The organism is Bradyrhizobium sp. USDA 4504 (assembly GCF_054063995.1).
On sequence record NZ_JBSSGV010000001.1, the window covers coordinates 959,129 to 971,791 of the forward strand.

10 protein-coding genes are annotated in these 12,663 nt (G+C 64.8%); 4 read left to right on the forward strand and 6 right to left on the reverse strand.

Features of this window, described 5'->3' with window-relative positions; genetic code table 11:
- Window positions 1-93: 93 nt before the first annotated feature.
- Both ACVMB1_RS04145 and ACVMB1_RS04150 read right to left on the reverse strand, forming a co-directional pair.
- Window positions 94-1,416 (reverse strand): ABC transporter substrate-binding protein, encoded by a 1,323-nt coding sequence (locus ACVMB1_RS04145; protein ID WP_076824449.1) that lies wholly within the window; start codon window positions 1,414-1,416, stop codon window positions 94-96.
- Between the two features lie 115 nt (window positions 1,417-1,531).
- The gene (locus ACVMB1_RS04150) at window positions 1,532-2,386 is read right to left on the reverse strand and encodes a VOC family protein (RefSeq protein ID WP_057015263.1); all 855 of its coding nucleotides are present in this window, start codon (window positions 2,384-2,386) and stop codon (window positions 1,532-1,534) included.
- A gap of 77 nt (window positions 2,387-2,463) precedes the next feature.
- Here ACVMB1_RS04150 and ACVMB1_RS04155 point away from each other — a divergent pair, with 77 nt between their 5' ends.
- From ACVMB1_RS04155 to ACVMB1_RS04165, 3 genes are all read left to right on the forward strand, one after another.
- Complete coding sequence (locus tag ACVMB1_RS04155; protein ID WP_076824487.1) at window positions 2,464-3,831, forward strand: NAD(P)/FAD-dependent oxidoreductase; 1,368 nt, start codon at window positions 2,464-2,466, stop codon at window positions 3,829-3,831.
- 213 nt (window positions 3,832-4,044) lie between these two features.
- Entirely contained in the window at window positions 4,045-5,232 is a 1,188-nt protein-coding gene (locus ACVMB1_RS04160) for a 6-phosphofructokinase (RefSeq protein WP_057015264.1), read from the forward strand.
- A gap of 143 nt (window positions 5,233-5,375) precedes the next feature.
- On the forward strand, window positions 5,376-6,593 hold the full coding sequence (locus ACVMB1_RS04165; protein WP_283805954.1) for a fructose-1,6-bisphosphatase: 1,218 nt from the start codon (window positions 5,376-5,378) through the stop codon (window positions 6,591-6,593).
- A 16-nt stretch (window positions 6,594-6,609) separates the two neighbouring features.
- Here the strand turns inward: ACVMB1_RS04165 and ACVMB1_RS04170 are convergent, their stop codons facing one another.
- The 4 genes from ACVMB1_RS04170 to ACVMB1_RS04185 all read right to left on the reverse strand — a co-directional run bounded on the left by ACVMB1_RS04170 (window position 6,610) and on the right by ACVMB1_RS04185 (window position 11,893).
- The gene (locus tag ACVMB1_RS04170) at window positions 6,610-8,235 is read right to left on the reverse strand and encodes an ABC transporter ATP-binding protein (RefSeq protein WP_141340946.1); all 1,626 of its coding nucleotides are present in this window, start codon (window positions 8,233-8,235) and stop codon (window positions 6,610-6,612) included.
- Window positions 8,232-9,062, reverse strand: a complete 831-nt coding sequence (locus ACVMB1_RS04175; protein ID WP_076824453.1) for an ABC transporter permease — start codon at window positions 9,060-9,062, stop codon at window positions 8,232-8,234. Before ACVMB1_RS04175 ends, ACVMB1_RS04170 begins: the two co-directional genes overlap by 4 nt.
- A 2-nt stretch (window positions 9,063-9,064) precedes the next feature.
- Window positions 9,065-10,042, reverse strand: coding sequence for an ABC transporter permease (locus ACVMB1_RS04180; protein WP_076824456.1), 978 nt, complete (start codon window positions 10,040-10,042; stop codon window positions 9,065-9,067).
- Window positions 10,043-10,279: 237 nt separating this feature from the next.
- Complete coding sequence (locus tag ACVMB1_RS04185) at window positions 10,280-11,893, reverse strand: ABC transporter substrate-binding protein (protein WP_076824457.1); 1,614 nt, start codon at window positions 11,891-11,893, stop codon at window positions 10,280-10,282.
- 434 nt (window positions 11,894-12,327) lie between these two features.
- Between ACVMB1_RS04185 and ACVMB1_RS04190 the strand changes: the two genes are divergently transcribed.
- On the forward strand, window positions 12,328-12,627 hold the full coding sequence (locus ACVMB1_RS04190) for an HU family DNA-binding protein (protein ID WP_021077434.1): 300 nt from the start codon (window positions 12,328-12,330) through the stop codon (window positions 12,625-12,627).
- The last annotated feature ends 36 nt before the right edge of the window (window positions 12,628-12,663 follow it).

Consider the following 12,663-nt stretch of genomic DNA (forward strand, 5'->3'; position numbering starts at 1 on the left):
CTTGCTTTGACGCGTTTTCTTCACGCGAACCGGTACCCACTTCGCTTGAAAACGCTTTGCTGGCCGCCGCCGGCTCAGTCTGTGTCACCACGCTCACGCTTTTTCGCTACGCTCCAGGATGGGGCGGAATTGCTCGTGCGCCTTTTTCAGCTCGGTGGCCGGATCGGCGCCCGACAGCGTCGCGGTCAGCGCGGCGCCGACGATGTCGCGGAATTCGGCGACCGGGATGATGACGGGCAGGCCGAGCTTGGAGATCTTGGCGGAGTCAATCACCGACTGCAGCCATTCCTTGGTCTTCACGCCCGTGGCGACTTCGGCATCGTCGACGATGGAGTTGCGGAACGGCACGCCGCCGCCGGCCTGCAGCAGGCGCGCGCCCTGTCCGCGCGAGACCACCCATTGGCAGAGCAGATAGGCGGCTTCCTTGTTCTTGCTCGCCGCGGCGATGCCGACGCCGTCGCCATAGGTCGAGGAGAACTTGCCCTTGGGACCGGCGGGTACCAGCGTGTAGCCGACCTTGCCGACGACGCGCGAGGCGGCGGGATCTTCCAGCGGCGGCGCCCAGCCGTCGGCGTCGATCCACATCGCGGACCTGCCCTGCGTGAAGGACGCCATCGACTCCATCCAGTTGAAGCCGGCGACGCCGGGAGGCGCGCATTTCGTCAGCAGGCGCTGATAGAGCTTGGTGGCCTCGATCGCCTCGGGGCCGTCGGTCAGGATGTTGCCCTTGGCATCGAGGAATTCGCCGCCATAGTTCAGATAGAAGTTGGTCCACATCGCCATGTTGGCGTTGCGCAGGCCGCGGCCGACGAAGCCGTAGATGCCTTCCTTCGGATCGGTCAGCTTCTCGGCCGCGATTGCCATCTCCTCGAGCGTCTTCGGGACCTCGACGCCCTTCTTCTGGAACAGCTCCTTGTTGTAGTAGAGGATGAAATAGTCGACCGACCATGGCAGCGACAGCATCTGGCCCTTGTCGTTGCGGGCATATTGCAGCCCGGCCGCCGAGAAATCGCTCTCGACGAGGTCCGGCGGCGTCATGCTCGGATCCTTCAGAAAGCCCGACATGTCGGCGAGCCAGCCGGCCTTCTCGAACTGCCGCTTCTGCACGTGATAGCTGAGGTGCACGACGTCGAAGCTCGGCTTGCCCGAGGACAGCTCAATCACGCATTTCTGGCGCTGCTGCTGCTCGGGGATCTGCTCCGACTCGACCTTGATGCCGGTGAGCTCGGTAAATTCCTTGATGTATTTTTGCAGATTGTCGCCGCGCGGCCCCTTGGCGAGAATCACCTCGAGCGTGGTGCCGGAATATTTCTTCCAGTTGACGTCGGCGCGGGCCGGAAATCCGGTCAGTCCAACCGCGCCGGCGGCCGCGGTGCCGGCCAGCATCTGCCGGCGCGAGATCAGGTGATGCGACATGTTTCTCTCCCTGGACGGTTCTTGTTTGGGAGAGATACTAGCGCCTCAACTTTCTGTGCCTAGTCCCACATGCGCGGCGCCGTTGCATAACGCTGCGCCGCGCATGGTATGGCAGCTATGCCTTGACGAAAGCGAGCAGGGTGCCGTTGCCGGAAGCCGGCGGCACGGTGATGCTATTGCCGCTCTTCACGCCGGCTGAGCCCAGCGCTTTCTCGGTCGCGGCAAGGTCGGCCGCGATCACGAGGCCGGCGCCGCCGCGGTCGGGCAGGCCATCCAGCGATACGCCGGGATAACGTTTGCCGAGCTGATCCCTGGTCAGGAACACGAAGTCGGCGCGGTTGCCGCCGGACGGCACCGCAACCGCACCGTCGGCGTCGTTCCTGACGGCGACGTCGATCATCCTGGAGAGATGCGCGGCATCGGCTGCGGGATCGGGCGAGACGATCAGCACCTGCTTGAGGCGTTTTGCCCCATTGGCGTGCGTCATCAATTCGGGAATCCACACCGTCTCGCGGGTCTTGTGCTGGCAGGCGAAGATGCGGACGCCGCCGGGCGCCTCCGCGGTCGGCCACTGGAAGGTGCGGAATTTCGCCGCGGAGATCGTGCCGTTCGGCAAGGTCACCGGGCGTTCGAAATCGGTCGGCCCGATCGGCGCATAGCCGCGCGCGCGAATCTCCTCGGCGCCAGCAGCGGAATCCACCGCGGTGAACGCGATGCGTTCGATGCCTTCGCCGCGCTTCTCGAGGAAGGCGCGCGCCGGAGCGTTGTGTTCGGTCGGGGTCAGCACGCCGAGCAATTCCATATAATCGGGGTCGAACATGATGGTGTAATTGCCCGATCCCATATGCGCGCTATGGGTGCCGCGCGGCGACACGGTGAAGCCGAGCCGCTTGTAGTTCTCGGCCGCCTTGTCGAGGTCCTTCACCATGACCACGGCGTGATCGATTCCGATGACGTTCTTGAGTGCCACTTGTTGTCTTCCCGGCTGGAATAGGAGAGTAGAGTAAAGTAACCAGAATGACCGGGCGGCCGCAAGGAAGGATCATGATGAACAGCAATGCCGTGCGCTGGCCCAATTCGCTCTGGGCAGCAGTGACGCCCTCCGGCCCCGATTGTCCCGAACTGACTGGCGCGCAGCAGGCCGACGTCGTCATCATCGGCGGCGGCTTCACGGGTCTATCGACCGCACTGCATCTGCGCGAGGCCAATGTCGACGTCGCGATCGTCGAGGCCGCCGAACCGGGTTGGGGCGCCTCGGGGCGCAACAACGGCCAGGTGATCCCGACGCTGTCGCGCCCCGATCCGGATGACATCATCGCGAGGCACGGCGCGGCCGGCGAGCGCTTCGTCGCGATGCTGCGTGACAGTGCCGCTGATCTGTTCGACGTCGTCAGGCGCTACAACATCGAGGCCGAGCAGGAGCAGGCCGGCTGGGTGCAGCCGGTGCACTCGCCGGGCCGTATCAAGATCGCAGAACGGCGGGTGCAGCAATGGTCGAAATTCGGCGCGCCGGTCGAATTGCTGTCGCGCGATCAGACCCGGGACATGCTCGGCTCGAATGCCTGGTACGGCGGCTTCTGGAACAGGACCGGCGGCCACGTCAATCCGCTGGCGCTGGCGCGGGGCCTTGCGCGCACCGTGCTCGGCCTCGGTGCGCGGATCTATGCCCGCTCGCCGGCACTCAGTTTCGAGCGCCGCGGCGATCGCTGGGTGGTGAAGACGGAAAAGGGTGAAATCTCCGGCCGCGCGCTGGTGGTCGCGACCAATGCCTATAGCGGCGAGTTCGCGAAATCGCTGGTGCCGGAGATCGCGACCGAGGTGATGCCGGTGCTGTCGTGGCAGATGGCGACGCAGCCGCTGTCGGACAATGTCCGCAAGACCATCATCCCCGCCCGGCAGGCGATGTCGGACACCCATGGCGAACTCTATTTCGCGCGCTACGATGCCCGCAACCGCCTCGTCACCGGCGGCGCCGTGCTCGGTCCGGGCGACAAGACCGGGCGGCTGAAGGCGCGGGTGACCGAGCGGTTGCAGCGTTTGTGGCCGCAGATCGGCGACGTCTCGTTCGACTATGTCTGGAACGGCTATGTCGGGATGACCGCGGATTTCCTGCCGCGCATGCACCGGCTCGGCCCGAACGCCTATGGCTGGACCGGCTGCAACGGCCGCGCGGTCGCGCTGACCATCCCGCTCGGCCGCGAATTGGCGCGCGCGGTCCAGGGCGTGCCGGAAAGCGAGCTGGCGCTGCCGTTCACCGAGCCGGTGCAGTACATGGCGCATGGCTTGCTCCGCAAGCTGGCGCCCTGGATGCTGGTGCTCTACCGCGGCCGCGACGCGCAGGAGCTGGTCAAGGGCGATCGCTTCGAGCTGCTGCGCTGGGCTGAGTATTTCCTCGCCTCGCGCCGTTCGCGGTAGGCGCGGAGCAACGTCGCGCCATGCACGCGAGAGGCATGGAGGGGCAAGCCGCCCGAGTTGGGGACTGGTCAGAGGACGTCGCTGGAAGATTGGGGCCCAAGCAGGTTCGGGTGGGCGCCGCGATCACGAGGATTCCGCCGTTGGCGGATAGCGTTGTGGAAACCCCGACGCGACGCAGGCGTTATTGCCAGATAGCAACCCTGGGAGGTGGGCATGGCGAGGAAGCGCATTGGTATTCTCACGGGAGGCGGTGACGTCCCCGGCCTTAACGCGGTGATCAAGAGCGTGACTTATCGCGGCAGTGAGGACGACATCGAGGTTGTCGGTCTCCGCCGGGGCTGGGAGGCCCTCACGCACCTGAACCTCGACGACCCGTCGAGCAAGTCCCATTACATCATCCCGCTGAACCGCGAAAATACGCGCGTCATCGACCGGCGCGGCGGCACCGTGCTGCACTCGAGCCGCACCAATCCCTCCAAAATGAAGAAGTTGCCCGATCATCTCGCGGGCCGCGACTTTCCGGCTTCCCAGAGCACCAAGGGTGGCATCGCAACCACGACGTGGGACCTCACCAACGAGGTGCTCGCGAACCTCGCGGGGCTCGGTATCGAGCATCTGATCGCCATCGGCGGCGACGATACGCTCAGCTACGCGGACAAGCTCAACAGGCGAGGCGTCAAGATCATTGCGATCCCGAAGACGATGGACAACGACGTTCGCAACACCGAATACTGCATCGGCTTCTCGACCGCGATCACCCGTGCCAGCGATGCCATCCAGCGCCAGCGCACCACCGTCGGCTCGCACGAGCGAATCGGCATCTTCCGCGTCTTTGGTCGCGATGCCGGCTTTACGGCACTCTATACCGCATACGCAACCTCGATCCGATGCGCCATACCGGAGTACAAGGTCAATCTCGACAAGCTGATCCAGCTTCTCCTCGATGACAAGCACGGCAACCCAAGCAACTACGCGCTGATCGTGCTCAGCGAGGGCGCCGAGTGGGAGGGCTACAAGGTGCAGGAATTCGGCGAGCCTGACGCCTACGGTCACCGCAGGAAGGCGAGCGTGGCCGAAGCATTCGCCGACGAGATCAAGCGGCGCACCGGCGAGGAGACCATCGTCTCTGACCTCACCTACGACCTGCGGTCAGGCGATCCGGACTTCATCGACAAGCTTGTGGCGCTGACGTTCGGCAACATGGCTTACGATGCGATCCTGGAAGGCAAAACCGGCCTCATGTCGGCGCTGGTCGAGGGCCGATACGACCTCGTGCCGATCCCCGACGCCAAGCTCGGGCCACGCAAATTGGACGTCGCAAGCGCGTACAACACCGAGCGCTACCGTCCTCTCTATTCCAACAAGCGGGGCCTGCCGATCTTTCTCAACCGCGCTTCATAGGGCGGGTGGTAACCCCATCGGGCAGGGCGAGCTATTCCAGATGCGTCGATAGCCCGTATCGACACGCGGTGACGGAGGGGCCATAGTTCCGCAAGCAATATGCGCAGGGAACCTGTCGCACCACACGACGTTCTTTTTTGCAAATGAGCGCGCCGTCGCCCCCGGCGCAGCGAGCGCCGAGGCGAAGGCGCTGCGCTGCGGTCGGAGGGATGCTCATGAAACTCACCATTTCGGTCATCAAGGCTGACATTGGCTCCGTCGGGGGCCACACGAAACCATCTGCGCGCATGATGGCGGCTGTCGAAGGGGAGGTCGCGAAAGCGATCGAAAACGGTCTCCTGATCGACGGTTTCGTGCGCCATACCGGCGACGATATTGCGATCATCATGACGCACACGCGGGGCGAAGGGAGCTCCGAAGTCCACCAATTCGCCTGGAAGACGTTTCTCGCGGCCACTGCGGTCGCGAAGACCTCCGGGCTCTACGGCGCCGGCCAGGATCTTCTCGTCGACGCCCCGTCCGGAAACGTTCGCGGCGCGGGCCCGGCTGTCGCCGAGCTCAGCTTCGACCACAGCCTCTCGGGCGCGAGACCCGCGGAGTCCTTCATGGTGTTCGCCGCAGACAAGTGCGGCCCCGGTGCCTACAACCTGCCGCTCTATCTGGCTTTTGCCGATCCCATGTATTGCGCCGGGCTGATGCTGCCCCCGATGATCAAGGGCTTCCGTTTCCATATCATCGATATGGACAACACGGCCGGCGACAGCGTGATCGAACTCGATGCGCCCGCGGACGGCTACCACATTGCGGCGCTGCTTCGCGACAACGAGCGCTTCGGCATTGATCGCATCGTCTCGAAAACCTATGGCGAGGTCGCTGTCGCCGTTTCGGCGCAGCGCCTTCACTCCATCGCAGGCAAGTACACCGGCAAGGATGATCCGGTCGCGGTCGTCAGGAACCAGGGCATTTTCGCGGCGCCCGAAGAAATCATCTCGCCGTTCACCAAGGCGCACTTCGTGGGCGGCGATGCGCGCGGCTCGCATGTGATGCCGCTCATGCCGGTGCCGCTCAACACCCCGGTGACGGGGATGTATTGCCTGCCGATCGTGTCCTGCGTCGGCTTCTCGATCGACCGGGACGGGAAGTTCTCGGAGTCCTATACCGACTTCTTTGACAACCTGGCGTGGGACGAGGTTCGCCAGCGCGCGCAGCGCAAGGCGATCGAGATGCGCAGCCAGGGCTGGTCCGGCGCTGCGATGCTGCCCTATTCAGAGCTGGAATATGGCGGCTTCCGCGACACGGTATCCGGATTGCTGAAGCGCTTCCGGCTGCGCGAGGAGCCCAAGCCACAAGCGGCGGAGTAGGGCCGCGCGTGCCCGGCTACACGGTTGCGGTGCCGTGCTCGCGCGCAAACGCGCCGCCGGGGATCGCCGACAGCAGCGCCTGCGTATAGGGATGCTGCGGCCTGCCGAACACCTCGGCGGTCAGCCCTTGCTCGACCACGGCGCCGTCCTTCATGACGGCGACGAGATCGCAGATCTGGGCGGCGACGCGCAGATCGTGGGTGATGAAGATGATGGAGAGGCCAAGCTGCTGGCGCAGCCCGGCGAGCAGCTTCAAGACCTGCGCCTGCACCGAGACGTCGAGCGCCGAGACCGGCTCGTCGGCAACCAGCACATCCGGCTTCAGCGCCAGCGCGCGGGCGAGCCCGATGCGCTGGCGCTGGCCGCCGGAGAATTCGTGCGGGTAGCGGTCACCCGCGGACGGATCGAGGCCGACCAGCTCGAACAGCTTTCGCGCTTCCGCGATCGCGGTGGCGCGGTCGGTGCCGTGCACGATCGGTCCCTGCGCCACCAGCTCGGCCGCCTTGCGGCGCGGATTGAGCGAGGCGAAGGGATCCTGGAACACCATCTGGATGTGGCGGGTCTCGCGCCTGATATCGTCGCGGCCGAGCTTTGCCCAGTCCTTGCCGTCGAGCACGATCGACCCGATGTCCGGATCGATCAGCCGCACGATGCAGCGCGCGAGCGTCGATTTGCCCGAACCGGATTCGCCGACGATGCCGAGCGTCGCGCCGCGCGGCAGGTGCAGCGACACGTTCTTGACGGCCTCCGTGATCCGCGCGCCGCGGCCGAGGAAGCCGCCGGTGCGGTAGGTCTTGGAGACGCCGTCGATGGTCAGGATGTCCTTGCCGGAAAGGATGCGCGGCGGCGGCGCCTTCAGCGGCGGAACGGTTGCGATCAGCTGCTTCGTGTAGGCATGCTGCGGATCGTTCAGCACCTTGTCGGCCGTGCCGTGCTCGACGATCGCGCCATGCTGCATCACCACGACGCGGTCGGCGATCTCGGCGACCACGCCGAAATCATGGGTGATGAACAGCACCGCGGTCTTCTTGCGCTGCTGCAAATCGCGGATCAGCTTCAGGATCTGTGCTTGTGTCGTCACGTCGAGCGCGGTGGTCGGCTCGTCCGCGATCAGAAGCTTCGGGTCGAGCGCCAGTGCCATCGCGATCATCGCGCGCTGGCGCTGGCCGCCAGAGAGCTCGTGCGGATAGGCTTTTGCGGCAGCCTTGGGGTCGGGGATGCGGACGTCTTCGAGCAGCGCCAGCACACGAGCATTGATCTCGGCCTTCGAGAGAGCGGTGTGGATCGCAAACATCTCGCCGATCTGGTCGCCGATCGTGCGCAGCGGATTGAGCGCGGTCATCGGCTCCTGGAAGATCATCGCGATGCCGGCGCCGCGCACATCGCGCATCTCGGCGCTGTCGGCGGCGCAGAGGTCGCGGCCGTCGAACATCATCCGGCCCCGTTCGATCGTCACCTCGTTCGGCAGCAGCCGCATGATGGCGTTCGCCATCATCGATTTGCCGGAGCCGGACTCGCCGACCACGCAGAGGATCTCGTTCGACGCAATTGAAAGCGAAACGTCGGACAGCGCATGCGGCCGGTCGGCGCCCTTGGGCAGGCGCACCGTCAGGGCGTCGAGCGAAAGGACCGTGTCGCTCATCGGCTCTTCAGCCTCGGATTGAGCGCATCGTTGAGGCCCTGGCCGACCAGCGACACCGCGAGCACGGTGACGAGGATCGCAATGCCAGGGATTGCCGAGACGTACCATTGCACCCGGAGCACGTCGCGGCCGAGCCCGATCAGATTGCCCCAGGAGGCGACGTTGGGATCGGACAGACGCAGGAAGGCGAGCGCGCTTTCCAGCAGGATCGCGACCGCCATCACCACGCTGGCATAGACGATGACGGGCGGCAGCGCATTGGGCAGGATTTCGCCGAGGATGAGCTGGACGTCCTTCATGCCGAGCGTCTTGCCGGCCTGCACGAATTCGCGGTTGCGCAGCGACAGGAACTCGGCGCGGGTCAGCCGCGCCGGCGCCGGCCACGACACCACGCCAACCGCAATGGTCACCGTGGTCAGGGTCGAGCCGAACACCGCGACCAGCACCAGCAGCAGCACGAAGTTCGGCATCGTCTGGAACGCTTCCGTGATCCGCATCAGCACATTGTCGACCCAGCCGCCGTAATAGCCGGCGAAGGCGCCGACCAGGATGCCGATCAGGATCGCGATCAGGGTGGCGACGCCGCCGATCAGCAGCGAGATCCGCGCGCCGTAGAAGATCTGGGCGGCGATGTCGCGGCCGGAATTGTCGGTGCCGAGCAGGAAGCGCGGGTTGGAGAACGGCCAGATCAGCGGCCGGCCCGCCAAAGCGAGCGGATCACGCGGATAGAGGAGACCCGCGCTGATTGCCATCGTGATGACAAGCAGCAGCAGGATCAGGCCGATCACCGCGGCCGGGCTGCGGAAGTAGCGCTTCACGGCATCCATCGTCAACCCTCCGCCGCGATGCGCGGATCGAGCCGCGCGTAGAGCAGGTCGACGACGAAGTTCACGGATATGACGAGCAGCGCGGACACGAAGACGATGCCGAGCAGGGTGTTGAGGTCGCGCTGCACCACCGACTCATAAGCGAGACGGCCGAGGCCGGGCAGCGAGAACACGCTCTCCACCACGACCGAGCCGCCGAGCATGGTGCCGGCCTGCAATCCGATCAGCGTCACCATCGGCAGCAGCGCGTTGCGCAGCACATGGCGGGTGATGACATGGGTCTCGTCCAGCCCCTTGGCGCGGGCGGTGCGGACGAAATCGAGGTTCAGGACCTCAAGCATCGAGGCGCGCATGATGCGCAAATAGATCGCGAGGAAGATCAGCCCGAGCGTCAGCGTCGGCAGCACCAGATGCGCCGCGATATCCAGCATGCGCCAGATTCCGGTCTGGACGTTGCCGATATCCTCGAAGCCGCCCGGCGGCAGCCACTGCAGATAGACCGAGAACACCACGATCGCCATCAGCCCGAACCAGAACGACGGCGTGGCGTAGAAGATCAGGCCGAGGGTGGAGATCATCGTGTCCGGCCAGCGGTTGACGCCGCGCGCGGCGATCACGCCGAACACGAGGCCAAAGAAGAACGCGAGTGACAGCGACGCCGTCATCAATAGGATGGTCGGCGGCAGCCGTTCCAGGATCACGGTCGCCACCGGCTTGCCGTAGATCGAGGAGAAGCCGAGGTCGAGCCGGACCAGGTGCCACAGATAGTTCCCGAGCTGCGCCGGAACCGAGAGGTTCAGCCCGTAGAATTTGCGCAGCGCCTCGGCGGTCGCGGCGTCGCCGCCGCCCATCTGCGCCATCAGCGCATCGACGGTGTCGCCCGGCGCGAGCTGCAGCAGCAGGAACACGCCGATCAGGATCAGGAACAGGGTCGGGATCGAGGCGGCGAGCCGCCGCCCCGCAAGGCTCAGGATACGCATATTTTATCTATAGCGTTTTCGAACGATGTGGACACCGGTTCGGGGTGGGCACCGGCCCCTTCTTACCTCGCCCCGCTTGCGGGGAGAGGTCGGATCGCATCGCCAGATGCGATCCGGGTGAGGGGGTACGGGTCTATCGATGGAGCAATATCGTGGAGCGAGCCCCTCACCCCGACCCTCTTCCCGCAAGAGCGGGGCGAGGGAGAAGAGGGCGCCACGCCTAGCGCAGATGTGGCCTCATGCGCTCAGCCAAAGATCGTGCCAGCTCGTCGAGCCCCAGCGCGGCGTGTTGGAGTGGTTGCGCGCCTTGGCCGTGATCACGGTAACGAAGATCTGCTCGATCGGCATCCAGACCGGCAGCTCGGTGTTCACCTCCTTGACGAAATCGGCATAGAGCGCCTTGCGCTTGGCCGGATCGACTTCGGTGGCGGCATCGTCGATGGTCTTGTCGACGGTCTTGTCCTCCCAGCCCCATTGGTTGGTCCACGGCGCGCCCTTGGGCTGGCCGGAGCGGTACCATACCGTGGTCGAGACCGCGGGGTCGTTGCGATACTGGTGCCAGCCGGTCGCGAGATCGAAGGCGTGCTCGTCATAGACCTGCTTGAGGAAGCCGCCGCCGTCGTTGCGTACGATGTCGACCTGGATGCCGACTTCTCCCAGCGACTGCTGGATGAAGGTCGACCACAGCGAGATGTCCTCGCCCCACGGTGCCGGCAGGAGTCTCAGCGAGAAGCGGTTGCCGCTGGAGGCTTTGAAGCCGGCCTCGTCGAGCAGCGCGATCGCCTTGGCCTTGTCATAGGGGTATTGCGGCGTGTTCGGCCCGGGATAGAAGTCGGTCGAGGTCGACGGGATCGGGCCGGTGCCGAGCTTGGCGAAATCGCCCAGGAAATTGTCGATGAAGAACGGCACGTTGATCGCGTGCGCGATGGCGCGGCGGACCCGGATGTCCGCCAGTTCCTTGCGGCGGAAGTTGAACTCGATGGTGTTGGTGCGGGCGTTGCCCTCATTGCCCTTGGTCTGGACGATGAAGCGCTTGTCCTTGCTGAGCCGCGCCATGTCCGAGATCGTCAGGCCCGAGAACGGGCTGTAGTGCAGCTCGCCGGCCTCCATCTGGGCGGCCGCGGCGGCGCGGTCGGTGATCACCTTCCAGACGATGCGGTCGAGATAGGGCGCGTTCGGCCGCCAATAGTCCGGGTTGCGGTCGGCGATGATGTATTGCCCGCGCTCGTATTTGACGAATTTGAATGGGCCGGTGCCGACCGGCGCCAGATTGGTCGGGTTCTGCCTGATGTCGCCGCTCTCGTAGAGATGCTTGGCGGAGACGTAGCCGAGGTCGGGCAGGGCCCGGAGCAACAGGTTGAGCGGCATCGGCCGCTCGTAGCGGAAGATCGCGGTCTGCGGATCGGGCGTATCGACCGATGTGAGGAACAGCTGCAGCGTCGATCCGTAGTTGAGGATCTTCTTCCACATGTTCATCGCGGTGAAGGCGACGTCCTCCGAGGTGAACGGCTTGCCGTCGTGCCAGGTGATGCCCTTGCGCAGCTTGAAGGTGACGGTCTTGCCGTCCGGCGTCGCCTCCCAGCTCTCGGCGAGCACGCCGACCGGCTGGCCGTTGGCGTCGAGGTCGACCAGATTCTCCTGGATCTTGCCGCCGATGATGTAGACGCCGGTCGAGGCCTGGATGCTCGGGTTGAGCTGGCGCTGCTCGGCGCCGTAATGGACGTTGAACACGCCGCCCTTGCGCGGGGCCTCCTGCGCGAAGGCCCGCATCGGATTGATGACATTGGCCGCAATCGCGGCCGAGGTCAGAAGGGCCGTGCGGCGGTTGATCTCGAGGCGGCTCAAATCCATACGCGGGTCTCCGGTACTTACATAAAGGCTTGCATCGGGCGACCAGCCGGATCGGTCGTGGCGCCCCTTTGCGATGTTACGATGGAATGGGAACCCGAGTCATTTTCTAATGCCTCGGCCTTTTGGAGGATCGTTTCCGAAACCTGAAGTGGCGCATTGCGACGCTTCGCAACCCGGATCGGGCGCCGCATTGTCGCAGTTTGGGCCGCGCGAGTTGCGTCTGGTGATTCTCTCGAAGGGACGTTTCGGGAGCGCCGAAGCCGCGCAAACCCTGTAATTTTAGGGGTCGGAAGCGCCTTGACTTGAAAAAACACTGGAAAAAACCCTGATTCGGCGGCTGTCCACAGCGATATTGTGGTGGGGAGTGCAGAAAACACTGTTTTTCTCGGCGTTTTCCGCCATATCGTGCCCACTCCAGAATCAATGGAGCAACCATGGCTACCCAACTGTCGAAGTCGCAAGTGATCGAGAAGATCGCGACCACCACCGAACTCTCCAAGCGCGACGTCAAGAACGTTTTGGACTCGCTTGTCGATGTCGGCCACAAGGAGCTGAAGAAGGCCGGGGTGTTCCTCGTCCCCGGCTTCGCGAAGTTCGTTGTGGTCAAGAAGCCTGCGACCAAGGCGCGCAAGGGCACCAACCCCTTCACCGGCGAAGAGATGATGTTCAAGGCCAAGCCGGCCCGGAAGATCGTCCGCGCACGGCCGGTCAAGGCCGCCAAGGACGCGGTTTGAGATGAAAGGCCTCCGGTGACGGAGGCCTTTTGCTTT